Origin of the sequence: Acrocarpospora corrugata (assembly GCF_009687845.1) — a bacterium.
Lineage (GTDB): Bacteria > Actinomycetota > Actinomycetes > Streptosporangiales > Streptosporangiaceae > Acrocarpospora > Acrocarpospora corrugata.
In genome coordinates this window covers 92397-116282 of sequence record NZ_BLAD01000062.1, presented here as the reverse complement: position 1 = coordinate 116282, position 23886 = coordinate 92397, and the positions used below count along the sequence as shown (strand labels likewise).

18 protein-coding genes and 1 pseudogene are annotated in these 23886 nt (G+C 69.8%); 7 read left to right on the top strand and 12 right to left on the bottom strand.

The features are described from left to right. Positions 1-382, bottom strand: a 382-nt coding sequence (locus tag Acor_RS24575) for a pyridoxal-phosphate dependent enzyme (protein WP_155339095.1), incomplete at its 3' end; no start/stop codon positions are given. A 144-nt stretch (positions 383-526) separates the two neighbouring features. Here Acor_RS24575 and Acor_RS24570 point away from each other — a divergent pair. Further along, entirely contained in the window at positions 527-1159 is a 633-nt protein-coding gene (locus Acor_RS24570) for a LysE family translocator (protein WP_155339094.1), read from the top strand. A 114-nt stretch (positions 1160-1273) separates the two neighbouring features. Here Acor_RS24570 and Acor_RS24565 read toward each other — a convergent pair whose 3' ends face one another. Genes Acor_RS24565 through Acor_RS24545 form a run of 5 tightly spaced genes read right to left on the bottom strand, consistent with a single transcriptional unit; the run spans position 1274 to position 7458 of the window. After that, entirely contained in the window at positions 1274-2857 is a 1584-nt protein-coding gene (locus Acor_RS24565; RefSeq protein WP_155339093.1) for an acyl-CoA synthetase, read from the bottom strand. Between the two features lie 17 nt (positions 2858-2874). Next, entirely contained in the window at positions 2875-4023 is a 1149-nt protein-coding gene (locus Acor_RS24560) for a thiolase domain-containing protein (protein ID WP_155339092.1), read from the bottom strand. Further along, on the bottom strand, positions 4024-5025 hold the full coding sequence (locus Acor_RS24555; protein ID WP_155339091.1) for a lipid-transfer protein: 1002 nt from the start codon (positions 5023-5025) through the stop codon (positions 4024-4026). Next, on the bottom strand, positions 5025-5924 hold the full coding sequence (locus tag Acor_RS24550; protein WP_246239059.1) for a Zn-ribbon domain-containing OB-fold protein: 900 nt from the start codon (positions 5922-5924) through the stop codon (positions 5025-5027). The genes Acor_RS24555 and Acor_RS24550 overlap by 1 nt, the downstream gene beginning before the upstream one ends. Continuing rightward, complete coding sequence (locus tag Acor_RS24545; RefSeq protein ID WP_155339090.1) at positions 5914-7458, bottom strand: acyl-CoA synthetase; 1545 nt, start codon at positions 7456-7458, stop codon at positions 5914-5916. The genes Acor_RS24550 and Acor_RS24545 overlap by 11 nt, the downstream gene beginning before the upstream one ends. 185 nt (positions 7459-7643) lie before the next feature. On the opposite strand from Acor_RS24545, the gene Acor_RS24540 reads away from it, so the two are divergent. Beyond that, positions 7644-8453, top strand: a complete 810-nt coding sequence (locus Acor_RS24540) for a crotonase/enoyl-CoA hydratase family protein (RefSeq protein WP_246239055.1) — start codon at positions 7644-7646, stop codon at positions 8451-8453. On the opposite strand, the pseudogene Acor_RS24535 reads toward Acor_RS24540, so the two are convergent. The 4 genes and pseudogenes from Acor_RS24535 to Acor_RS24520 form a co-directional block, all read right to left on the bottom strand. Then, a pseudogene (locus tag Acor_RS24535) lies at positions 8438-9654 on the bottom strand (type II toxin-antitoxin system HipA family toxin). The gene Acor_RS24540 and the pseudogene Acor_RS24535 sit on opposite strands and share 16 nt — an antisense overlap. Positions 9655-9807: 153 nt before the next feature. Next, positions 9808-10920 carry an NAD(P)H-dependent flavin oxidoreductase gene (locus Acor_RS24530; protein WP_155339088.1) on the bottom strand — a complete coding sequence of 371 codons (1113 nt, stop codon included), beginning with the start codon at positions 10918-10920 and terminating at the stop codon, positions 9808-9810. Positions 10921-10985: 65 nt separating this feature from the next. Beyond that, entirely contained in the window at positions 10986-13181 is a 2196-nt protein-coding gene (locus tag Acor_RS24525; RefSeq protein WP_155339087.1) for an acyl-CoA dehydrogenase family protein, read from the bottom strand. Between the two features lie 60 nt (positions 13182-13241). Further along, positions 13242-14090, bottom strand: a complete 849-nt coding sequence (locus Acor_RS24520; RefSeq protein WP_155339086.1) for a hypothetical protein — start codon at positions 14088-14090, stop codon at positions 13242-13244. Between the two features lie 104 nt (positions 14091-14194). Between Acor_RS24520 and Acor_RS24515 the strand changes: the two genes are divergently transcribed. Beyond that, a complete protein-coding gene (locus tag Acor_RS24515; RefSeq protein ID WP_155339085.1) occupies positions 14195-15328 on the top strand; it encodes a S1C family serine protease in 1134 nt (377 codons plus the stop codon). A 54-nt stretch (positions 15329-15382) separates the two neighbouring features. After that, positions 15383-16417: an adenosine deaminase gene (locus tag Acor_RS24510; RefSeq protein WP_155339084.1), complete on the top strand. Its 1035-nt coding sequence runs from the start codon at positions 15383-15385 to the stop codon at positions 16415-16417. On the opposite strand, the gene Acor_RS24505 is transcribed toward Acor_RS24510, so the two are convergent. Both Acor_RS24505 and Acor_RS24500 read right to left on the bottom strand, forming a co-directional pair. Then, entirely contained in the window at positions 16404-17192 is a 789-nt protein-coding gene (locus Acor_RS24505) for an AAC(3) family N-acetyltransferase (protein WP_155339083.1), read from the bottom strand. The two genes, Acor_RS24510 and Acor_RS24505, sit on opposite strands and share 14 nt — an antisense overlap. Next, positions 17189-18064 carry a bile acid:sodium symporter family protein gene (locus tag Acor_RS24500; RefSeq protein ID WP_155339082.1) on the bottom strand — a complete coding sequence of 292 codons (876 nt, stop codon included), beginning with the start codon at positions 18062-18064 and terminating at the stop codon, positions 17189-17191. Before Acor_RS24500 ends, Acor_RS24505 begins: the two co-directional genes overlap by 4 nt. Before the next feature lie 159 nt (positions 18065-18223). Between Acor_RS24500 and Acor_RS24495 the strand changes: the two genes are divergently transcribed. From Acor_RS24495 to Acor_RS24485, 3 genes are read left to right on the top strand one after another with little or no spacing between them, the layout of a single operon-like run. Continuing rightward, positions 18224-20131, top strand: coding sequence for a serine/threonine protein kinase (locus tag Acor_RS24495; RefSeq protein WP_155339081.1), 1908 nt, complete (start codon positions 18224-18226; stop codon positions 20129-20131). A gap of 7 nt (positions 20132-20138) precedes the next feature. Next, on the top strand, positions 20139-22034 hold the full coding sequence (locus Acor_RS24490) for a protein kinase family protein (RefSeq protein WP_155339080.1): 1896 nt from the start codon (positions 20139-20141) through the stop codon (positions 22032-22034). Then, positions 22031-23875 (top strand): serine/threonine-protein kinase, encoded by a 1845-nt coding sequence (locus tag Acor_RS24485; protein WP_155339079.1) that lies wholly within the window; start codon positions 22031-22033, stop codon positions 23873-23875. The genes Acor_RS24490 and Acor_RS24485 overlap by 4 nt, the downstream gene beginning before the upstream one ends. The last annotated feature ends 11 nt before the right edge of the window (positions 23876-23886 follow it).

The window sequence follows — 23886 nt, the reverse complement described above, 5'->3', positions numbered from 1 at the left end:
CCCCCCCCGCCCCCACCATCGTGCCCCCCGCCACCACCACACTCGCCCCCAGCGCCTCCACCGCCGCGACCTTCGCCGGATTCGGATTCACCGGCATCACAATCGAACAGGCCACCCCGAACACCCGCGCCGCATAAGCCACCGACTGCGCATGATTCCCCGTCGAATAAGCAACCACCCCCCGATCCCGCTCCCCCATCCCCGCCAATAGCGCGATCCCACCCCGAACCTTGAAGGCGCCCGTCGGCTGCACGTTCTCATGCTTGACATGCACCTCAGCCCCAACCACCGCGTTCAACACCGGATAGGACCACATCGGCGTCTCAGGCAGATACCCACCCAGAACCACCCGAGCCTTGAGCACATCTCGCATTTCCGTCATGCCCACACCCTGCTGCCGACAGCCGTCATCAGGCAAGGTGTACGTCCAGACGACATCCCGACGGTTCGGTGTCCGGGTCTCCATCAAGTCGTGGGCGGTAAATCAGATGCTCGCGGGGGCCTGTTGTTCGTATTGTCTGGGGTTATGCCGGATATCACCGCTCTTGCCGTTTTTGCTGTGGCTACGTTGGCGCTGCTTGTTGTGCCGGGGCCTGCTGTGGTTTACATCGTTACTCGGAGTGTGGCGCAGGGGCGTGGGGCGGGGCTCGTGTCGGTGTTGGGGGTACATGCGGGGTCGGTTGTGCATGTGGTGGCGGCGGCGTTGGGGCTGAGTGCGCTGCTGGCGACGTCGGCTACGGCGTTTCTGGTGGTGAAGTATCTGGGGGCGGCTTATCTGGTCTGGCTGGGGGTTCGGAAGTTGATGAGCCGGTCGGGGGCCGAGGTGGTGGAGGCGGGTAAGGTCTCGACCTCGCGGTTGTTCGGGGAGGGGTTCGTGGTGAACGTGCTCAACCCGAAGACGGCGATCTTCTTTCTGGCTTTTCTGCCGCAGTTCGCGGATCCGGCGGCGGGGGCGATCGCGCCGCAGATCGTGCTGCTGGGGGCGATCTGGATCGTGCTCGGGATGGCCAGTGACGGCACGTACGCGCTGGCCGCCGCGGCGCTGGCGGGACGGGTGCGGCAGTCGGCGACGGCGCGACGGCGGCTGGATGTCGCCAGTGGAGTGATTTACATCGGGTTGGGAGCGGTGGCCGCGTTCACCGGAGAAGCCCGCAAATAGCAGCATGCTTCCGGCAACGCGGCCTCGATCACAGCGCGTTTCTGCGCAACACGGGCCCTCATTCGCAGCGCGATTCCTGGGCAACGCGGCCTCGATCGCGGCGCGTTTGCGGAGTCAGCCGGCTGCTTGGGCGGTTTCTTTGGCCCAGCGGTAGTCGGCTTTGCCGGCGGGTGAGCGGACCATTTCGGCGACGAAAGCGTAGGTGCGCGGGACCTTGTACCCCGACAGCTTCGCCCGGCAGTGGGCGTCCAAGTCCTCGGCTGTCGGGGTCGTTCCCTCGCGGGGTTCGATGACGGCGGCGACGCGGAAGCCCCAGCGGTCGTCGGGGATGCCGGTGACGACGGCGTCGAAGACGGCGGGGTGGCCTTTGAGTACGGCTTCGACCTCTTCGGGGAAGACCTTTTCGCCGCCGGTGTTGATGCACTGGGAGCCTCGGCCGTAGACGCGCATGGTGCCGTCGTCCTCGATGACGGCCAGGTCGCCGGTGAGGAGCCATTTGACGCCGTCGGCGTCGGTGACGAAGGTCTGTTCGGTCTTCTCGGGGTCGTTGTAGTACGCGAAGGCGATCCTGCCGGTTTTGGCTACCGTGCCCATGTCACCCGTACCGGGCTGGACGGGTTTGAGGGAGCCGTCCAGGACGGCCATCTTGGAGTTGGCGTTGGGCTGGTACTTGAGGCCGGATTCGGGGGACGAGCCGGACACGGCGGAGGCGGTGTAACCGGATTCGGTGGAGCCGAAGTTGTCGAGGATCATCGTGTTCGGGAGCAGGGCCTGTAAGCGGTCGCGGACGGAGCCGGTCAGGATGGCGCCGGTCGAGCTGAGCACGAACAGGGAGGACAGGTCGTATTCGCCGGCCGCGATGGCGTCGGCGAGCGGGCGGGCCATGGCGTCGCCGGTGATGTTGATGGTGAAGACCTTTTCGCGTTCGATCGCCGCCAGGACCGCGCGGGCGTCGAATTTCGGGACGTACACCATGGTTCCGCCCATCCACCAGGCGATGAACGTCCCCATTTGAGCGGCTCCGTGCATGAGTGGCGCGGCGGCCATCATCATCATCGGGCCGGCGTTGCGGGCCTGCTCGACGACGGCTTCTGGTGACGGCAGCGGGTCGCCGTAGGGGTTTCCGCCGCCGAAGGCCATGAACAGGTCCTCGACGTGCCACATCACACCCTTCGGCATGCCGGTGGTGCCGCCGGTGTAGATGATGTAGATGTCCTGGCCCGAGCGGCTTTCGAAGCCCCGCTCGCCGGAGGATTCGGCCAGCGCCCGCTCGTACGGCACCGCTCCCGCGACCTGGGATTCCCCGCCCACCGCGATCAGGTGGCGGAGGGTGGGAACCTCGGGCGCGACCGCGGCCACGCGCTCGTCGAACTCCACGTCGAAGATCAGCGCGACCATGTCGGAGTCGTTGTAGAGGTAGTGCAGCTCGGCCTCGACATACCGGTAGTTCACGTTCACCGGGACCGCGCGGATCTTCAGAGCGGCCAGGATGCCGGTGATGTACTCGATCCCGTTGTACAGATGAATCCCGACATGCTGCCCCGCCTGCACCCCCTGCGCGGCCAGATGGTGCGCCAGCCGGTTCGCCAGCGTGTCCAGTTCGGCATACGTCACCCGCTCGTCCGCGCAGATGACGGCGACGCGGTCCCCGATCGCGTCCGCGAGCCCTTCGAAGATGTCGGCGTGGTTGAACTCCATGGGGACTCGCTCTCCTTCTAGGGCTTGTCGGCTCCGACGATCCACATGGCGAAGAACTGCGCTCCGCCGCCGTACGCGTGTCCGAGGGCGGTCCGCGCCCCCTCGACCTGGTGTTCTCCGGCCATGCCGCGCACCTGGAGTGCGGCTTCGGCGAATCGGATCAGGCCGGAGGCGCCGATCGGATTGCTGCTGAGCACGCCGCCTGAGGCGTTCCACGGGGTGTCGCCGTCCAGCGCGGTGCAGCCGGCCTCGGTGAGTTTCCAGCCTTCGTTCTCGGCGGCGAAGCCCAGGTTCTCCAGCCACATCGGCTCATACCAGGAGAACGGCACATAGACCTCGGCGACGTCGATCTCGCGGCGGGGGTCGGTGATGCCGGCCTGGCGGTAGACGTCGGCGGCGCAGTCCTTGCCGCCCTGCGGGTTCACCGTGTCCCGGCCGGCCCGGAAGATCGGTTCCGATCGCATGGCCGTACCGTGCACCCAGGCCGGGCGGCCGGTCACGGCGCTCTCGGCGGCCAGGACCATCGCGCAGGCCCCGTCCGAGGAGGGGCAGGTCTCCAGGTAGCGGATCGGCTCCCAGAGCATCGGCGTGGATTCCACCATGGCCCGGTCGATGCCGGGAATCCGCAGATGCGCGTACGGATTCTTGAGCGCGTTCTGCCGGTCCTTGACGGCGACCAGGGTGCCGATGTGGTCGGGCGCGCCGGACCGGCGCATGTACTCGCGGATGTGCGGCGCGAAATACCCGCCCGCCCCGACCACCAGCGAGGCGTTGTACGGCAGATGCGTGGAAAGCGCCCAGGTCGCATTGGACTCCGACTGCTTCTCGTACGCGACGACCAGCACCCTCTCATGCACCCCGCCCTGAATCAGCGAAGCCCCCACCAACCCGGTGGATCCCCCCACGGACCCGGCGGTGTGCACCCGCATCATCGGCTTGCCCGCCGCCCCGAGCGCGTCCGCCAGATACGCCTCCGGCATCATCACGCCCTCGAACAGATCGGGCGCCTTGCCGATCACGACGGCGTCGATGTCCTTGAAGGTGAGCCCGGCGTCCTCCAGGGCGCGCAGCGCGGCCTCCCGGACCAGCCCGGCGATGGACACGTCCTGACGCTTGGTGGTGTAGCGGGTCTGGCCGATTCCGATGACCGCGCAACGGTTGCCCATTCAGACCTCGCTCGACAGGACGGCGACCAGATTGTGCTGGAGGCAGGGACCGCTGGTGGCGTGCGCGACGGCGCGGCGGGCGGTGCCGTCCAGGATGCGCTGGGCGGCCTCGCCGATCCGGATCAGGCCGGTGGCCATGACCGGGTTGGCGGCCAGCGGGCCGCCGGAGGGGTTGATCACGGTGCCGGCGGGGAGGCCGAAGGCGTCGCGCAGGATGGGTTCCTCGTGGCTGAACTGGGTGTGCAGTTCGGCCACGTCGATCGGGCCCTTGCCGACCCCCGCCGCCGATGCGGCGTCAGCGGCGGAGGCCGACAGGGCGAGGTTCCGCATACCCAGATAGTGGGGTTCGATGCGATGCGCGATGCCGGTGATGTAGGCGGGACGCGGATAGTTCGCGATCAGGTCCCCGGCGACGAGGACGACGGCGGCGGCTCCGTCGGTGATCGGGGCGGCGTGGCCGTCGTCTTCGGGGGTGGGATCGGGCAGGTTGAGCGCGTACGGGTTGGTTCGCCCGTCGGCTCTGCTGCGGCGGACGATCGCGTCCAGTTCGGCGCGGTCGGCGCCCCGGGCGCTGGCCTGGAGGCCGGCGAAGGAGAGCTGATCCAAGCCCAGTGGAGCCAAATAGTAGGGATCAAGCTGCAATGTCATGATTTCTCGGAGGTCGCTGGTGGAGGTCTTGCCGAAGCCGTACACGAGGGCGGAGTCGATGTCGCCGTGCTGGAGCCGCACCCACGCCTCGTACAGGGCGAACGCGCCGTCCATCTCGACGTGGCTCTCCGAGATCGGCGGCCAGGCGCCCAGCGAGTCCAGCGCCGACACGAACGAGAACGGCGCGCCGGCCAGGTAGTCGCAGCTGCCCGAGCAGGTGAAGCCGAACTTCCGCAGGCCCGACTTGACGCGGACCTCCTCGATGACGGGCAGCAGCAGCTCGGGTTCGGTCAGGCCGGTGTCGTGGTCGGTGTGCTCGGTCTGGGCGAACGCGACGATCGCCACCTCACGCATCAGTTCTCCAGCTCGGCGTCGGGCTCTCCGGTGGGAGCGAACCATTTGACGTTGCTCATCGCGAGCGTGCGTTCCGCTTCCGGCACCCAGACGGCGCGCACGCGCATGCCCTGCCGTACCTCGTGGGCGGGCACGTCGCCGACCAGGGCGATCATCGGGGTGTCCGCACCGTCCAGCAGGATGTACGCGGAGACGAAGGGCACCTGGGGGGCCCTCGGGTCGGGCAGGTTGTTGATGGCGAACGTGGTGATCGTCCCGGTGTCGGCGACCTGGCGTTCCTCCGCGATCAGGTAGCCGCACTCGGGGCACGAGATCCGGTAGGGCACGTAGACCTTGTCGCAGGTGGCGCAGTGTCCCGCCAGGAAGACGCCGTCCCGCACGCCTTCCAGGAAGCGGGTGAGCGCCCGGCCCGGCTTGATCGTGTACTCGGCCCGGACCGGGGAGACGATCATCGTGACCTCGGGGACGAAGCACTCGATGTCGGTGATCTGGCCGATCCGTTCGGCCCGCCAGCGGGGGCGCACCCGCAGCCCGGGGCGCATCGCCTTCGGGTGGCCCGCGTCGACCACGTGCACCAGCGCGGTGTCCGCGCCGTCGAGTTTGATCATCGCCCAGGCGAACGGGTGGTCCAGCGGGTGGTTGCGGCGCGGCGAGTCCACCCAGACCCATTCGGCCACCGTGCCGGCCGGGCCGACGGTGACGAACTCATCGGTCACCGGGTCGCCCGTGTGCGGGTCGTACTCCAGTGGCGGGACGAGGGTGCGTTGATCGGCGGTCCGCACGCCTACGATCCTGCCGTCCCGCAGCTCGGTCAGGAAGCGCCCGATCACCGGCCCGGTGCTTCTGGTGTAGCCGCCGGGAAACTCCAGAACGTGGCTCTCGGACAGTTCAGATGGCACGGTCTCGGCCTTCCCAGTAGGGGGCCCGGAGCTTGCGCTTGAGCAGCTTGCCGTTGGGCTCGCGGGGCATCTCGTCGATGAAGTCGATCGTCTTGGGCCATTTCATCCTGGACAGGCGGCCCTGCAAAGAGCCCAAGATCTCAGCGGCCAGCTCGGGTCCCGGGACCGAGCCGGGCGCGGCCTCGATCACGGCCTTGATCTGCTCCCCCCACTCCTCGTCCGGGATGCCGAAGACGGCCACGTCGGCGACCTTGGGGTGGATGAGCAGCTCGTTCTCGATCTCGGCCGGGTAGATGTTGGTCCCGCCGGAGATGATCAGGTCGGCTTTGCGGTCGCAGAGGAACAGGAAGCCGTCCTGGTCCAGGTAGCCGATGTCGCCGACGGTGAAGTGGTCGCGCAGCCGGTTGGCCTCGGTCTTGGCGGGGTCGCCCTTGTACTCGAAGCGGACGCCCATCATCTTCATGTAGATCGTGCCCGGGGTGCCGGTCGGGACCTCTTCGAACGCGTCGTCCACGATCAGGAGTTCACTGATCGGCCAGGCGTTGCCGACCGTGCCCGGATGCTTCTTCCAGTCCTGCGGGGTGGCCAGGGTGCCGCCGCCCTCAGTGGCCGCGTAGTACTCGTAGACGACGTCGCCCCACCAGTCGAGCATCTGCTGCTTGACCGGGACGGGGCAGGGCGCGGCGGCGTGGATCATCCAGCGGAGCGAGGACAGGTCGTAGCGGGTCCTGACCTCCTCGGGAAGCGACAGCAGGCGCTTGAAGTGCGTCGGAACCATGTGCGAGTTGGTGATCCGGTAGCGCTCACAGAGGCGCAACGTCTCTTCCGCGTCCCACTTGTCCATGTAGACGAGGGTGTGGCCCATCTGCAGGGCGGTGCCCCCGAACTGGGTGACGGCGGTGTGGTAGTTCGGCGAGGTGACCAGATGCGCGTTGGGCCGGCCCGGGGTGATGCCGAACAGGGTGAGCAGGAAGGTCATCAACTCGGCGGCGTCATCCGGGTCCAGGCCACTGAGCGGGCGGCGCACACCCTTCGGTTTGCCGGTGGTCCCGGAGGTGTAGTGCATGGTGGCACCGGCCGTACGCTCGGCGGGCAGCGTGTCAGGCCGGCCCTCGGTCAGGTCACTGACCGGGCGGAAGCCGTCCACGGCGCCGAACGCGAAGCGCCGTTCAGGGTCCAGGTCGGCCGCGCCGCGGATGCCCTCCTCGGCGTAGCGTTCGTGCACGAAGTACGCCTTCGCCTCGCTGTCGGCCACGATGTAGGCGATCTCCGGCCCGGTGAGATGCCAGTTGACCGGCGTGTAGTACCAGCCCGCCTGAAGCGCCGCCAGGTAGAGGGTGAGACCGTCCACGCCGTTCGGAACCAGGCCACAGACACCGTCCCCCGGCTGAAGGCCGAGTTCCCTGAGACCGTGCACCAGGCGGTTGGCCCGGGCCAGCAATTCACCCGCGGCATGTTCCGTGCCGTCCGGGTCGACGGCGGCGATCCACCCGGGATCAGCCTGAGCGAGTCTCCAGAAGCCGAGCGAACCCATCCGGAACTCCCTTGTCCGCGCGGGAAACACAAACGAGAATCTGTTCTACCTAGCGGGCAGGTTAACCCTTCCCGGCATGGCCTAACAAGCGCTTGATAGCCGCTGATACCGATAGCAGAATGGGCGCCGTCCGCGGGCGAATCGCGGCTAAACTGAGCAAACGCTTGGTCGAACGAGGAGACTCAGTGGAACTTCTGCCCATCAGCACCCCCCACTGCCGGGTCGAACGCGACGGTCACCTCGTCATCGTCACCATGGACCGCCCCGAAGCCAGGAACGCCCTCTCCACCGACATGCTGATCGGAATGGCCGACGCCTGGGCCTACATCTCCGCCGAACCCGGCGTCCGGGCCGGCATCCTGACCGGCGCGGACAACACCTTCTGCGCGGGCGCCGACCTGAAGGCCATGGGCACGCCGTCCGCCGACGAACGCGTGCGGCAGCGGGCCGCCGAGATCTCCAACTTCCACTGGAAGGGCCTGCTCCGCGAGGACCTGCCGACTAAACCCATCATCAGCGCGATCGAGGGCTACGCGGTCGCCGGCGGCACCGAACTCCTGGTCGGCACCGACCTCCGCGTCGTCGCCGAGTCCGCCACGCTCGGCCTCTTCGAGGCCAAGCGCGCGCTCTTCCCGATGGGCGGCAGCGCGGTCCGCCTGCCCCGGCAGATCCCGTACGCCTTCGCCATGGACCTGCTGCTCACCGGCCGCGCGATCACCGCCGCGGAGGCGTACCGGATGGGCCTGATCAACCAGATCGTCCCTGACGGCCAGGCACTCGCCAAAGCCAGGGAACTGGCCGACGACATCGCGGCCTCCGGCCCGCTGGCCGTCCAGGCCATCCTTCGCACCTACCGCGACACTCTCGGTCTCGCCGAAGAAGAAGCCCTCAAGATCTCCGACAACCTCGGCTGGCCGGTCATCGCCTCAGAAGACGCCAAAGAGGGCTCCCGCGCATTCCGCGAAAAACGCCCCGCCCACTACGAAGGCCATTGATCATCGACGGGGATCAGTGGCAGAGACGTGAGCCGTTGGTCGATGTGGTCGCGTACGAAGGAGGGGACCGGAAGGTCGCGCTTGATCGCGGGCCAACTGTCCAGGAGCGCCGCGATCATCTGGGTCACGGTGTCGATGACCTGGGTCACGTCGAGGTGAGCGCGGTCGGCGAGATGCCGGAAATTGTCGAGGCTGATGAGCTTGGCGATCCTTCCACCGTTCACGGGGAAGGCCAGCTCCTCGGCCCGGAACTCCTGGTAGGCCGAGACGGAGACGAAATCGTACGCGGGTGAGAGCCGGGTGGTGAGGCCGTCGGGATAGCGCAGGGTCCAGTTCTTGAGGTGCGCGTCCAGATTGCCGATCACCACGATGGTGGTCAGCCTTCGGATGTATTCGTCGATGTCCTGCGGGCACAATGCGTTGACGACTCGCGCCAAGCCGCCGTAGGTGGCGTTGTCGTACTTGGTGTCGACGGCGACTTCCCGGACCTGGGCGAATCCTCCTGGTGGACCCGGCCCTCCGGCGGCCTGTCGAACCGGCGCACCGCGAACGCCATCTCCTGCGGCGAGATGAGCCCATCAGGGAGTCCGACGAGATCCGCGCCGGTGAAGAGCTCGATTTCCGGGACGTCGACACCGGCATGCTTGGCCCAGCTGAGCATGGCGAACTCGTTGGCGGGAACCTCGGGGAAGCGCCGATCGGGAAGCTTGACGATCCAGTCGCCACCCTGACCCGACATCGGCAGAACCAGGCCCTTCCCCTCCCACCTCATGGAGAACTTCGCTTGCACACCGGCGAGCGAGAACCGGACCTTCCCGAGCTGGTCCCGGCCGATGGCCGAGATATCCGACTCAGGAACGACGCGGACGGCTCCGGGCAGATCCTCGCCAAGAAACATGAGCACCTGGAAGTCATGGGGATCCGACCGTCCGAGCTCCTGGCTGATCAGATTCCGCAATCCGCTCCCAGGCTCAGGCAGCAGATTCGCGAACCATTTAGGAATCGAGCCGCTCGCGGTTCGCCGCCGCGGATTCGTCTCGAAACCCTGCCCCAGAATGGGGTGCGTCGGCTCGATGTCCTCGTAGTCGAACCAGGTGTTCCCATCCAGGTAGCCGAGAGTTCCCACTCGGCGATCATCAGAAACACCCCGGCAAGCGCGCTTTTGGGCAAACTCGTCATCCTCGTCGAAGAGCGCGTTCATGTTCGGCCCGTCCCAGAATCCGAAGAGCGCCCGGCGCTGTACATGTTCGGCTCACCTGCCCGCTCACCAGGCCAATGTTAGCCGTCTGATCGCCGCTGGGCGTGGCTGAACAGCGCGGCGGGGCACCGGACCGCCTTGAGGCACGAATCGAGGCTAGTCCGCAGTGATGCGGCCCAGGCGTTCCATGGCTTCGACGTAGCCCTCGATCATGTCGAAGACGACCTGTCTGGCGGATTTGACCTGGTTCATTGTTCCGATGATCTGACCGGCCGGGAAGGTTGTCAGTTCGGTGGCGTCGGAGCGGCCGATGCGGCGCAGTGCGTCGGAGACGAGCATGAACTGGAGGGGCATCGGGAGGGTGCCTGGGGAGTCGGCGGCCTCCCAGGCGTCGGTCCACTCGTTTTTGAGGAGGCGGGCGGGCTTGCCGGTCCAGGAGCGGGAGCGGACGGTGTCGCGGGAGGTCGCGGCGAGGATGCGGCGTCTGACCACCTCGGAGGTGTCGGCTTCCTCGACGGTGAGCCAGATGGAGCCGGTCCAGACGCCGTCGGCGCCGAGGGCCATGCCGGCCGCCATCTGACGGCCGTCGCCGATGCCGCCTGCGGCCAGGACCGGGACGTCGACGGCGTCCACGACCTGGGGGATCAGCACCATGGTGGAGATCTCGCCGGTGTGGCCGCCGGCCTCGGTGCCCTGGGCGACGACCATGTCCACGCCGACCTCGACCTGCTTGGTCGCGTGCCGGGGCGTGGAGGCGAGGGCGGCCACCTTGACCCCCTTGGCGTGGGCCTGCTCGACCACGTCGGCGGGGGGCGGGCCGAGCGCGTTGGCCAGCAGCGCGATCGGGTGCCGCAACGCGACCTCCACCTGCGGGCGCGCGGTCGCGTCGGTCCAGCCGAGCAGCGCGCGCCCGGCGTCGTCGCCGCTCAGCGCGGCGACGCCGTGCTTGGCCAGGAGTGCGTCGACGAACTCCCGGTGCCCGGCGGGGATCATCCCCTGGAGCCGGGCGAGCAGGTCCGCGGGCGAATCCACCCCAAGATCCGCCCCCTCGTACGAGGCGGGCATGACCACGTCCACTCCGTAGGGCATGCCGCCCACGTGATCGTCGATCCACTTCAGCTCGGTTTCCAGCTCGTCCGGCGTGAAGTAGAGCGCCCCCAGCACCCCCATGCCCCCGGCCCGGCTGACCGCCGCGACGACGTCCCGGCAGTGGCTGAAAGCAAAAATCGGAAATTCGATCCCGAACATGTCCGTAACCCGCGTTCGCATGCCTTTACCGTACGAGCGCACTCAGCGGAACTGCAACACGTTCTAGTCTAGAACCTTTGCTCGGTTCACTTTCCCGGCTCGGGGTCGCGGGGAAGGCCGAGCATGCGTTCGGCGATGATGTTGAGCTGAACCTCCGTGGTGCCGCCGTAGATCGTCATCGCGCGGGTGGCCAGGACCGCGCGGTTCCAGTAGCCGGCGTCGCCCAGCTTCCAGTCGGCGGCGATCACGGCGGCCGAGCCGAGCAGGTCCACCGCGCACTCCGCGACATGCTGCGCGTGCGAGGTGGACAGCAGCTTGCGGACCGAGGCGTCCGCGCCGGGTTCGGTGCCGGCCAGTTGCTTGAGGGTGACCCGCAGCGACAGGGCGTTGATGGAGTGGCCTTCGGCGACCACGTGGGCGAGGGTCTGGCGTTCCACCGCGTCCAGGTCACGGCCCAGGCGGCCGGCGAGGCCGAGCAGGTCGGGGACCGAGGAGCCGGTGCCGCCCGCGCCGGAGGACAGCGACACCCGCTCGTTGGAGAGGGTGTTCCTGGCCACCTTCCAGCCCTGGTTGACCTCGCCGACCACCAGGTCGTCGGCGATGAAGACGTCGTCCAGGAAGACCTCGTTGAACAGGTTTTCGCCGGTCATCTCGGTCAGCGGGCGGACGGTGACGCCGGGGGCCAACATGTCGACCAGGAAGTAGGTGATCCCATCGTGCTTGGGGCCCTCGCTGGAGGAGCGGGCGATGCAGATGCCCCATTCGGCGACGTGGGCCACGGACGTCCAGATCTTCTGGCCGTTGAGCCGCCAGCCGCCCTCGACGCGTTCGGCCTTCATCTGGACGGAGGCGAGGTCGGAGCCCGCGCCCGGCTCGGAGAAGAGCTGGCACCACATGGTCTCGCCGCTGAGCGTCTTGGGGAGGAAACGTTGCTGCTGCTCGGCCGTGCCGTACGTGGCGATGGACGGGACCACCCAGGCGCCGATGATCATCGCGGGGAGTCTGATGCCCGCGGCCTTCAGCTCCTGCTGGATGATGACCTGCTCCAGCGGCTTGGCGTCGCGCCCCCACGGCCTGGCCAGGTGCGGCATCACGAAACCGGCGTCGGCCAGGGCGCGCTTCTGCTCGACGCCGTCGAGTGCCGCGATCTCGGCCAGTTCGGCGCGGATGCGCTCCCGCAGGGGTTCCGCGTCCTCGGGCAGTTCGAGGCGCATCTCCCGGGAGACGCCGGACAGCGCCGACGACGCCACCCGCTCCGCCCACGCGCCGGACCCGCCGAGCAGCGCCCGGATGGTCAGGGCCCGCCGGAAGTAGAGGTGCGCGTCGTGCTCGAAGGTGTAGCCGATGCCGCCGAATGTCTGGATCGCGTCCTTTGCGCACTGGACGGCCGCGTCCGGGGCCATCAGCCCGGCGATCGCGGCGGCGAAGGCGCGCTCGTCGCCCTCGGCGCGGGTCGCGTCCCACACGGTCGCGCGGGCCTGCTCCAGCGCGACCAGCATCCGGGAGAGTTTGTGCTTGATGCCCTGGAACTGGCCGATCGGCCGCCCGAACTGCTCGCGGACCTTGGCGTACGCGGCGGCGGCGGTCACGCACCACTGGGCCACCCCGGCGGCGTCCGCCCCGAGCAGCACCGCGGCCAGGTTCCGCACCGCCGTCAGGTCCAGCCCGTCCAGCACCCGCTCCTCGGGTACGGCGACCGCCGCCAGCTCCACCCGGGCGACCCCCCGGGTCAGATCCAGCGCCTTGATCGCCGTGACCTTGGCCGAGGCGGCGTCGATCGCCACCCACTCCACGCCTCTGCCGGTGGTCACCGGCACCACCAGCACATCCGCCAGCGTCCCGCCCAGCACCGGCTCGGCGGCACCGGACACGGTCAGCACGCCTTCGGCCCACTCGCCGGTCAGCGCGCCCTCAAGGGCGACCGCCCCCGTCAGCGAACCGTCCGCCAGGCCCGGCAGCAGCTCCGCCTGGGCTTTGCCGCCCGCCGCCAGGATGGCCGCGCTGGCCAGCACGGTGGGCACGAAGGGTCCAGGCGCGATCCTCTCGGCCAGGGCTTCGATGGCGACGGCGGCTTCCAGCAGGCCATACCCGGAGCCGCCGAACTCCTCGGGCACGTGCAGGCCGAGCAGTCCCTGTTCGGCGAGGCCGGCCCAGAACGCCGGCCGCTCCTCGGTCTCCGCCGCGACGGCGCCGCGGACGACGTCGGCCGGGATGAAACGCTCCGCCCAGCCGCTGACCGACTCCCGGAGCGCCTCGTGCTCCTCGCTCAGCCCGATCGCCATATGACCCTCCACACTCGTACGATGCGCAGAATCATATTCTAGAAGAAGCTTCGCGAAAGACTAGAGCGGCCTCAGGGTCCAGAAGAGCATGTTCAGGTCGCGGCGGAGTTCGGTCATCGTGCCGGGGATCGAGGCGAACAGCATCGCGGGCTTGTCCCGGTCCGCGTCGACCAGCGCGACGATCGCGTCCGACGTGCGCTTCTCGCCCTCCACCTGGTAGGTCACGCGGTAGCCGAGCAGCCAGCCGTTGCCGTACCTGAGGGGCTGGGAGGCGGTCCACCGGAGCGTGCTGCCCTCGGGCTGGTAGCGCAGCGTCCAGCGGGCGGCGCGGGCGGCGATCTTGCGGTAGTCGGCCTGGTCGCGGAGCGGGCCGGGGTCGGCGCCGGGGAGCGGGCCTGAGGCGATGAGTGCGTCGCCCGATTTCTGGCGGAACTGGAAGGGGTCGGGCTTCACCGAGCGCCAGGGGGAGGCGAACTTGGCGTACGAGATGCCGGACTTCTGGTCGGTCACGACCGAGGCGACGGCGGTGCCGGGGCCGGCGAACACGGTCATGTCGCGCGAGGCAGGAACCCGGGGCAGCGTGAGCGGGGTCGCGCTCGGCGACGGGCTGGGTAAGGCGGACGCCGGTGGGCTGGCCTGGGCGGCGCGCTCGACCTCGACCGTGCCCGGCGGCCGGTCGTCGGCGCCCAGCGCGTGCACGAACACGACCACGGCGATGCCGATGCTGACCGCGCAGACGACGTACACGATGCGCATCGGGATGTCGCCGAAATTTCGGCGCGGGGGCGGTTCCCGCTCCGGGAACGCGAGCCGCCGCAACTCCTCCGGGCTGACCTTCGGAAGTGGCGTCGTCGGCGCGTCGTAGGAACGGAGGAACGGCCGGCGCGGGCTGCCCTGTTCGTCCGTCATGTCCGCAGATTACGCCAGAAGTCATGATCGTGCCCTCACGATGTCACGGTCCATCACGACGTGGTTGCTGGCATCCCGGTACGCACCTGGATAGACAGTCCGACATGAGAATCTCACCGGTGATCACCCAGGTGACAGCCAGGTCAGCGGGGAACCTGGCGCTGGCGCTGGCGGTCGCGACGACCGCCGGCGTCGCCTGCTCCGCTCCGTCGAGCACGACCAGGGCCGCCCCCGCGACGCCCGCCAGCAGTGCCCCGCACCACAACCCCAGTCAGCACACCAGTCAGAACATGAGCCCGCCGGCCGCCGCGACCGCGGTCGAGACGGCCTGGGAGCAAGTCATCAAGCAGGTCCTGCCGTCCATCGTCCAGATCACCACCGTGGATGGCCTGGGTTCCGGCATCGTCTTCGACTCAGCCGGTCATATCGTGACAAATGCGCATGTGGTGGGGGAGGCGCGGGAGTTTCAGGTCACGCTCGCCACCGGCGGGCAGGCCAGGTCCGCGACGCTGGTCGGCGCCTTCCCGCCCGGAGACCTCGCGGTCATCAAGGTCACCGACCCGGCCGGGCTCTCCCCCGCGCCGTTCGGCGACTCGGCGCAGCTCCGGGTCGGGCAGATGGTGCTGGCGATGGGCAACCCGCTGGGGCTGTCCGGCACGGTGACGCAGGGCATCGTGTCCGCCCTGGGCCGTACCGTGTCGGGGCAGGCCGACGACGGCACGCCGGGCGCGACCATCTCCGACGCCATCCAGACCTCGGCGGCGATCAACCGCGGCAACAGCGGCGGCGCCCTCGTCGACCTGTACGGCCGGGTGGTCGGCATCCCGACCCTGGGCGCCACCGATCCGCAACTCGGCGCGGCCAACGGAATCGGCTTCGCCATCCCGAGCAGCACCGCCAGCGACATCGCCAGCCAGCTCATCAAGGAAGGCAAGGTGGTCAACACGCACCGCGCCGCCCTCGGCATCAGGGTCGGCACGGCCATCGGCGACAACGGCGAACCCATCGGCGTCGCCGTCGGCGAGGTCACCAGGGGCAGCGGCGCGGCGAAGGCCGGCCTCCGGCCGGGCGACGTGATCCTCAGCGTCAACGGCAGCCCGACCCCGACCACGACCGCGCTCTCCCAGGTCCTCGCCACCCTCAACCCGGGCAGCCAGGTCAAGGTGGAGTTCGAGACCTTCAACGGCCGGACGAAGACGGTGCTGGTAACCCTCGGCGAACTCTCCGAAGGAAGCTGACATTCTCGTGTTAGAAATTGGCCGGTAGGCCGTCCTGGTTGTTACCTTCTTGCGATGACCACCACCCGGACCCCGGCCGACCTTACGGATTTCATCGCCGGGCTGCCCAAAGCCGAGCTGCACGTGCACCATGTCGGCTCGGCCTCCCCCCGCATCGTCGCCGAACTGGCCGCCCGCCACGAAGGCTCCACCGTCGTCCCCGCGGACCCCGAGCGGCTCGCCGCCTTCTTCGACTTCCGGGACTTCGCCCATTTCATCGAGGTCTACACGGCCGTCGTGCACCTGATCAGGGAGCCCGAGGACCTCTGGTCGCTGATCTACGGCGTCGGCACCGACCTGGCCGCGCAGAACGTCCGCTACACCGAGCTCACCGTCACCCCGTACATCCACCTGCTCAACGGCTTCGCCGACGAGCAGTTCTGCGAGATCATCGAGGACGCCCGCCGCCGGGTCGAGACCGACCACGGCACGATCCTGCGCTGGTGTTTCGACATCCCCGGCGAGATCGGCGACTCCGCGGAGCGCACCCTGCGCCTGGCCGTCGACCAGCGCCCCGACGGCCTGGTCAGCTTCGGCCTGGGCGGCCCCGAGGCGGGCATCTCCCGGCAGCGGTTCGCCCCCTTCTTCGCCGAGGCGCGCGCCGCCGGCCTGCACTCGGTCCCGCACGCGGGCGAGACCACCGGCCCCGACACGGTCTGGGACGCGATCAATTACCTGGGCGCGGAGCGCATCGGCCACGGCATCGCCAGCGCGCAGGACCCGAAGCTCCTGGCCTACCTGGCCGAACACCAGATCCCGCTGGAGGTCTGCCCGACCTCCAACGTCTGCACGAAGGCCGTCGCGTCGCTGGCCGACCATCCGCTGCCCGCCCTGGTCGCGGCCGGGGTGCCGGTGACGATCAACTCCGACGACCCGCCGATGTTCAGCACCACCCTCAACCAGGAGTACGCCGTCGCGGCCCGGCTCCTGAACCTCGACCGCGACGGGGTCGCCGACCTGGCCAGGAACGCGGTCCGTGCGTCCTTCCTCGACCCGCAGGGCAAGACCGCCCTGCTCGCCGAGATCGACGCGTACGTCAAGAGCGGTTGACCGCGAACCAGGCGGTGGCGAAGTCCACCAGGGCGGGCTGGGACATCAGCCGGGCGGTCGCGCTGCCGACCGGCCCGATCGAGGCGGCGGCGGCTTCCTCGAAGGCGACGCCGAGGTGCTCGAAGTCGGATTCGTCCTCCAGCACGTCGGTCCAGGTGACCCACCGGCTGGTTCCGTCAGTCTGCCGGACGGCGGCGCCGCGCGGTCCGCGCGGCGGTGACTTCTGCCGCCATTCGCCCAGGTGCAGGGAGGTGTTGGTGTCGTATCCGACGCCCAGCAGCAGCACCTTCCCGCCGAGCCGGTAGACCGCCCCCAGCGGCGAGTCGTCGCCGAGCGCGTCGTCCAGCCGATGGGTGCCGGTGATCTCCCGCGCGTCCTTGCCGACCGCCGCGAAGGACAGCCAGGGATGTTCGCTGCGCACCGCCCCCGGCCAGGTCCGTACGGTCTCCGGAATGATCCCCATCCACGTGCTCGGCGTCAGCGCGGGGTCGTACCCCGGCGACTCGGCCCGGATCACCGGCCACCAGGCCGCCGGCACCGGCGGGTTGCCCCACCCCGAGGGGTCGGAGTTGTCGCCGGTCTGGGTCGGCACGACCAGGGTGCCCTCGGTTCCCACGGCGTCGAGCAGCGCCTGCACGACCGCCTGCACCCCGCCGACCACGTAGCCCAGGCTCTTCATCGAGGAGTGCGCCAGCAGCACGTCCCCCGGCTCGACCCCGAGCTCACGAAGTTCCGAACGCAGCGTGCGAACCGTGTGCGGCCCGGCTTGATTCATGGCGAAGCCACCTCCGTGTCGCGGCGGACCAGGTAGCCGAAGGCGAGGGTGGTGATGAACATCAGCACGCCGTACACGGCGGGGGGAATGGCGATCGTGGAGTTGTTCAGGAGGGTGGGGCTGAGGGCGATCGTGATGGCCAGCGTGCTGTTGTGGATGCCGATCTCCATGCCGGAGGCGATGGCCTGGCGGCGTTCGACCTTGAACAGGCGGGGGAGCCAGTAGCCGATGGTGAGGCTGATGGCGCTGAACAGGACGGCGGCCAGGCCGACCGAGGCCAGGTAGTCGAGGATGCGGTCGCGCTCCTGGACGATCGCGCCGGCGATGACGGCGGCCAGCACGACGGCGGAGAGGATGCGGACCGGCTTCTCCATCCGGTCCGCGAACCCGCGCCGCCAGTGGCGGACCAGCATGCCGACGGCGACCGGGATGAGGACGATGGCGAAGACCTGCAGGACCTTGCCGGCCTGCAGGCCGATGTCCTGGCTGTCGCCGACGAAGTGGCTCAGGGACAGGTTGACCACGACCGGCAGGGTGAACGCGGCCAGGATCGAGTTGACGGCGGTGAGGCTGATGTTGAGGGCCACGTCGCCGCCGAACAGGTGGCTGTAGAGGTTGGCGGTGGTGCCGCCGGGGGAGGCGGCCAGCAGCATCATGCCGACGGCCAGCAGCGGTTCCAGGCCGAGCAGGATGACCAGGCCGAAGCAGATCGCGGGCAGCACGATGACCTGGGCGACCAGGGCGATGGCCACGGCTTTCGGGCGGGCGAGCACGTTGCGGAAGTCGGCGACGGCCAGGGAGAGGCCGAGGCCGAACATGATGAGGCCGAGGGCGGCGGGGAGCAGAATGGTGGTGAGAGCCGACTCTTGCATGGGGGAACCCGTCCGGGAGCAGGGTAAGCAATCGCTGACTGTGTCTAACAGCTGGGCCAGCATCGATCAAGGAAGAAAGCCGGAAGGATACTGTCCTGAAATACCGGCATTCTTCCGACATACTTATCCGCCTACCGAGTGATCGGAGGACCGTCGGCAATGCCGGATGCCACACCGCCGCCCGTACGCGTCGGGGAATACCCCGTCACCGGCGTGCTCGCGGAGGATGACCACAGCACGGTGTACGCGGCGACCTCCCCGAGCGGGGAACGGGTCGCCGTCACGCTGTTCAAGACCAGGCTGCGCGACCCCGACGAGTTTCTCACCAAGATCGAGAACCTCCAGTCGGGCCCGGCCTACCATTCCGCGTCGATCGTGGACGCGGGCACCTCCGGCGGCATGCCGTACGTGGTGAGCGAGTTCGTCGAGGGTCCTTCGCTGGCCAGGCACGTCGCCGAGCACGGGCCGCTGACCGGGGCCGCGCTGCACCGGCTGGCCATCGCCACGCTGACCGCGCTGGTCCCGGTGCACCAGGCGGGCGACGCGCACGGCGCGCTGCGACCGGCGGCGGTGCTGCTGGGGCCTGACGGTCCCCGGGTGACCGGGGCCGGGCTGGCCAGAGCGGTGGACGAGTCGGCCAAGGACGAGGAGTGGGTCCAGGCGTACGCCACCCAGCGGGTGCGCTCGCCCGCGTACGAGGCTCCCGAGCAGTTCCGCGGCGAACCGGCGGGCCAGGCGGCCGACCTGTTCTCGTGGGCCGCCATGATCGCGTTCGCGGCGACCGGCAGGTCCCCGTTCGAGGGCGGTTCGCCGTCCGCGACGATGAACCAGGTCCTGCACGGCGAGCCCGATCTGTCGGGCTTACCTGAGCCGCCCAGGAACGTGGTCGCCGACTGCCTGGCCAAGGAGCCGGGCGCGCGGCCGACCGCCGGTCAGGCGCTGATGCGGCTGGTCGGGCATTCGCCGCTGACCATCGAGCGCGACGAGCTGCCGGTGCTCCCGCCGCCTGAGCCGGAACCCGAACCGGCGCAGCGGCCGGGCCGGGCCGGGCTGCTGATCGGCGCGGCGGCGGTGGCGATCGTGGTGCTGGCGGGCGGCGGCGGGCACGTGCTGGCGCGCACCACCACGCCGGTCACCACCCGGGTGGCGAGCACGGCCGCCGCGACTCCCGGCCTGAGCACGGTGTCCGCCTCCGCGGAGCCGACGCCGCCGGCCGAGCCGACCTCCCGGATCAAGGTCCCCGGCCTGGACATGACGCTGCTGGAGGACCCGTCCGACGTGACCACGCTCACCGCGTACCGGAAGGGCGAGGACACCTACGTCAGGGACGGCGCGTTCGGCGCGTTCACCAAGCTCCCGGTCAAGAACGCGGAGCCGGTGCTGGCTCCGGACGGCCGGACGCTGGCGGTCTACACGCCCGCGGCGATCGCGTTCACCGGTGAGCGGCCGTTCACCGTGTCGCTCGAACCCTACGGCGCGACCGAACGCCCGACCTGGTCGAGGGACGGCAAGCGGCTCCTGCTCACCGCGCTGGCCGACGGCAGACCGACGGGGTTCGTGCTGATCGACCTGGCCACCCAGAAGGCCGCCCTGGTGGACACCGACGACGAGAGCACCGGCGGCGAGTTCCAGTACGCCTGGCTGCCGGACGGCACCGGCGTCGCCATCGGCTACCAGGTCGAACGCGACGGCAAGGCCCGCCACGGCATCCGGTTCCGCGGCCTGGACGGCACCGTGCTCCGGAGCATGCACTGGGTCGGCGAGAGCTATGGACGCCGGATGTTCTCCCCCTCCGGCGACCGGTTCGTGACGATCTGCCCCAGCGGCGGCACCTTCTGCCTGTGGGACAGCACGACCGGCGTGCGCCTGTCGTCCATCGGGATCTTCTACACCGACGGCGCCCTCACCGGCTGGTTCGACGACGCCCACCTGATCGTCTCCGACCCGCGCGAGAAGACGAACAAGATCGTGACCGTCGACCAGCGCGGCCGTTTCCCGCGTGTCCTGGCCGAGATCGCCGCCAAGGACAACACCGCCGATCTGCTGCTGTACTACACCAGGAGCTGACCCTTCGATGCCCCCCGTTGTCCCGCTGGAACCGCGTGAGCGGCTCGGGCCCTACCAGCTGACCGGCCGGCTGGCCGCCGACCGGGTCTTCCTGGCCGAGTCGCCGACCGGCGAGAACGTCGTCGTACGGCGGCTGGCCAAACCCCTGGACTCCCGGTCCAGGGACGCGGTGGCCCGGATCTGGGAGACCGCCGCCGTCGGCACCGCGCACGTCCTGGACGTCGGCCGCGACTACGTGGTCACCGAGTACGTCCCAGGCCCGACCCTGGAAGAGGAGATCGCCGAGCGCGGCCCGCTGACCGGCACCGCCCTGCACCGCCTGGCCATCGCCACCGCGACCGCCCTCGCCTCCCTGCACCGCGCCGCCCTGCACCACGGCCGGGTACGGCCCGGCAAGGTCATCCTCGGCTCCGACGGCCCCCGCCTGCTCAACCCCGACCGGACCCGCACGGTCACCGCGTTCGACGAGGACGTGTGGCGCCGCCCCGACGAGGAGGAGGGCCCGGCCGCCGACGTGTTCGCCTGGGCGGCCGTGGTCGTGTTCGCCGCCACCGGCGCCCCGCCGTTCGACGCGGACGCCGACCGCCGCCGCTCGTACGGCGCGGCCGACCTCGGCCCGATGACCGGCCCGCTCCGCGACCTGGTGGCCGACTGCCTGGCCCAGGAACCCGAGGACCGGCCGACCGCCGAGGAGGCGCTGCTCCGGCTGCTCGGCCACTCCGGCACCCTGGACACGGCGATCCCGGACGGTTCGACGACCCCACCGGCCCTGCTCCCCGAGCCCGGGCGGCAACGATCCCGGCTGCCGGTGCTGATCGGGGGCGGCCTCGCGCTGGCGCTGCTGGCCGGCGCCGCCGGTTACTTCGCCACCCCGCGAACCCCCCAGACGATCACCGTGGCCGCGAGCACCGCCCCCACTCCCGCCGCCACCGTGCCCGCCGCCCCGGCCCCCGCCCCCCTCGCCACCGCGGGCCTGACCGCGATCAGCCTCCCCGACGACGCCGGCACCGTGTTCGAGCACCCCGACGACCCGATCAGGCTCACCTCGCTCCAGCTCACCACCGAGACCGACCAGCGCATCCCGTACATCAGGAACGGCCAGGAGTACGTCAGGTCCGGCGGCCACTACGACCTCTCGGTGATCTCCCCCGACGGCCGCTGGCTGGCCACCATGAACGAGTTCTACCTGGCGCGGCAGAACCAGATGGACGTCACCTTCACCGACCAGAAGAGCGGCGCGACCTTCACCCTGCCCACCGTGACCTCCCCCATCACCGCCCACTACCCGATCTGGTCCCCCGACAGCCGCACCCTGCTGGTGAGCCTGTGGTTCACCGAGAGCGGCGACAAGACCTACCCGCGCGGCTTCATGAAGATCGACCCGGCCACCCGCAAGACCACCGTGGTCGAGACCTTCAACGCCGACGACGTCGCCGAGTTCCTCTCCCATCCCGCCGACGTGCGCAGCACCTCGATGGCCGCCTACGCGTGGACGCCCGACGGGCAGGGGGTCGCCAGCATCTACGTCACCCCCGAGGAGGGCTACGGCCTGCGGCTGCTCGACAGCGAGGGCCGGGTCCAGCGGAGCATGCACTGGGTGGGCAGGGTCGCGGGCCGGGACTGGTTCTCGCCGTCCGGCAAGCTGCTGCTGACCAGCGGCTGCGAGAAGGTGCTCGCCTCCTGCATGTGGGACGCGAGCACCGGCGAACGGCGCGGCACCGTGCCCGCGGAGAAGGGCGGCCTGCTCGGCTGGTTCGACGAGACGCATCTGATCGTCGGACGCCAGGACGGTGACACCTACCGGGTGGAGGTGACCGACCTGGCCGGGAAGAAGGTCCGGATGCTGGCCGAACTGCACAGCGCGGAGGACGGGGTCACCCAGCTGTTCTTCGACCCGAAGTGAGCCCGGAGCCTGTCGAGATCGGCGGCCACCCGATCGTGCGCCGGCTCGGGTCGGGCGGTCAGGGGGTCGTCTACCTGGCCGAGACGGCCGCCGGGCGGCAGGTCGCGATCAAGGTGCTGCACTCGGTGTCGGACGCGGCCTCGGTGAGCCGGTTCCTGCGCGAGGCCGAGGTGCTGCCCGAGGTGGCGTCGTTCTGTGCCGCGCAGGTGCTGGGGACGGGGACGGCGGACGGCGTGCCGTACATCGTCAGCGAGTACGTCGACGGGCCGACCCTGCACCAGGCGGTACGGGAGCGGGGGCCGCTGGTGGGGGCGGAGCTGCGGCGGCTGGCGGTGGGGACGGCGACGGCGCTGGCCGCGATCCATCGGGCGGGCGTGGTGCACCGGGACTTCAAGCCGGGGAACGTGCTGCTCAGCCGGGACGGGCCGAGGGTGATCGACTTCGGGATCGCGTTCGCGGTGGACGCGGAGGCGACCTCGGCGGGGGCGGTGGGGACGCCCGCGTACATGTCGCCCGAGCAGTTCACCGAGGAACGGCCCGGGCCGCCGGCGGACATGTTCGCGTGGGCGTCGACCATGGTGTACGCGGCGTCGGGGTTTCCGGCGTTCGGGGCGGACACGCTGCCTGCCGTGCTCAACCGGATCATGCGCGGCGAGCCCGACCTGGGCGGGCTCGACGGTGACCTGCGCGAACTCGTGGCGGCCTGCCTGGCGAAGGACCCGAACGCCCGGCCGCGCGCGAGCGAGGTGATGCTGCGGTTACTCGGGCGGGAGGCCGTCCCGGTGGCGGTACGGCCGAAGGCGCGGGTCTGGCGGCTGGCGGTCGCGGGCGGGACCGCACTGGCGGCGGTGGCGGCCACCGTGCTGGTGCTGCGGCTGGACGCGGGCCCGGCGCCGGTCGTGGTTCCGCCGGTCCCCTCCCCGGTCGAGGTACGGCTGTCCGGGCCGCCCGCGCGGGACACCCGGGAGATCCGGGTGCCGCAGCTGAAGGCGGTCTTCCACGAGCATCCGTCGGATCCCCTCAAGCTGACGTCCTTCCTGGTCAGGCAGGCGGACGTGGTGGAGCCCGCGTTCGTGCGCACGCCGGGGACGGACACGTTCGTGCAGCTGAGCGAGTATCGCGATCCGGTGGTCTCGCCGGACGGGCGGGTCATGGCGTCCGTCTTCCGGGCCCCCAGCTCATTGGGGGACGGGGGGAACGACGTGCAGTTCACCGACAGGGCGAGCGGCCGGAGCTTCTCCGTGCCGACCGTCATCCCCCGGCCGCTGGTGGTTCGCACCCCCTCCTGGTCGGCGGACAACCGGCGGCTGCTGGTGACCTTGATAGAGGACAACGACGGCGTGGCGAACGATGCGGTGCGCGGCTTCGCGGTCGTCGACATGACGGCCAGGACGTCGAAGCCGATCATTCTCGACGTGGACGGCTACCAGGATTTCCGCTGGGTGTCCGAGACCGCCGTGATGGCCGCCGCCGCTGACGGGCTGCACCTACTCGACCTCGCCGGGCGCGAGACCCGCGTGCTCACCGGACTCCGCGTGGTCAACCCGTCAGAGGCGGATATCTCTCCATCCGGACGCCTGGTGGCGGCGCTCTGCGCCCGCCCCGCGCGATCGGTGTGCACCCAGGACCTGGCCGGCGACACGGCACAGGCCCGCTTCGCCCTGCCCAAGGGCGGACATCTGTGGGGATGGTTCAACCAGGACCATCTCCTCATCCTCAACGAGACCCCAGAACCGTGGACGGTCAAAATCGTCGACCTCACCGGCCGCGACATCCGCCCATTCGCCGAAATATCCGGCGTGGACAACCCGTATTGGCTCCTGCACTGGAACCCGCGTTAGGTCCGGTGCCG

What these genes read in the sequence shown, in the direction of transcription:
- Acor_RS24570 (WP_155339094.1), top strand. Translation starts at nt 527, where the DNA reads ATGCCGGATATCACCGCTCTTGCCGTTTTTGCTGTGGCTACGTTGGCG.
- Acor_RS24565 (WP_155339093.1), bottom strand. Translation starts at nt 2,857, where the DNA reads ATGGAGTTCAACCACGCCGACATCTTCGAAGGGCTCGCGGACGCGATC.
- Acor_RS24560 (WP_155339092.1), bottom strand. Translation starts at nt 4,023, where the DNA reads ATGGGCAACCGTTGCGCGGTCATCGGAATCGGCCAGACCCGCTACACC.
- Acor_RS24555 (WP_155339091.1), bottom strand. Translation starts at nt 5,025, where the DNA reads ATGCGTGAGGTGGCGATCGTCGCGTTCGCCCAGACCGAGCACACCGAC.
- Acor_RS24545 (WP_155339090.1), bottom strand. Translation starts at nt 7,458, where the DNA reads ATGGGTTCGCTCGGCTTCTGGAGACTCGCTCAGGCTGATCCCGGGTGG.
- Acor_RS24530 (WP_155339088.1), bottom strand. Translation starts at nt 10,920, where the DNA reads ATGCGAACGCGGGTTACGGACATGTTCGGGATCGAATTTCCGATTTTT.
- Acor_RS24525 (WP_155339087.1), bottom strand. Translation starts at nt 13,181, where the DNA reads ATGGCGATCGGGCTGAGCGAGGAGCACGAGGCGCTCCGGGAGTCGGTC.
- Acor_RS24520 (WP_155339086.1), bottom strand. Translation starts at nt 14,090, where the DNA reads ATGACGGACGAACAGGGCAGCCCGCGCCGGCCGTTCCTCCGTTCCTAC.
- Acor_RS24515 (WP_155339085.1), top strand. Translation starts at nt 14,195, where the DNA reads ATGAGAATCTCACCGGTGATCACCCAGGTGACAGCCAGGTCAGCGGGG.
- Acor_RS24510 (WP_155339084.1), top strand. Translation starts at nt 15,383, where the DNA reads ATGACCACCACCCGGACCCCGGCCGACCTTACGGATTTCATCGCCGGG.
- Acor_RS24505 (WP_155339083.1), bottom strand. Translation starts at nt 17,192, where the DNA reads ATGAATCAAGCCGGGCCGCACACGGTTCGCACGCTGCGTTCGGAACTT.
- Acor_RS24500 (WP_155339082.1), bottom strand. Translation starts at nt 18,064, where the DNA reads ATGCAAGAGTCGGCTCTCACCACCATTCTGCTCCCCGCCGCCCTCGGC.
- Acor_RS24495 (WP_155339081.1), top strand. Translation starts at nt 18,224, where the DNA reads ATGCCGGATGCCACACCGCCGCCCGTACGCGTCGGGGAATACCCCGTC.
- Acor_RS24490 (WP_155339080.1), top strand. Translation starts at nt 20,139, where the DNA reads ATGCCCCCCGTTGTCCCGCTGGAACCGCGTGAGCGGCTCGGGCCCTAC.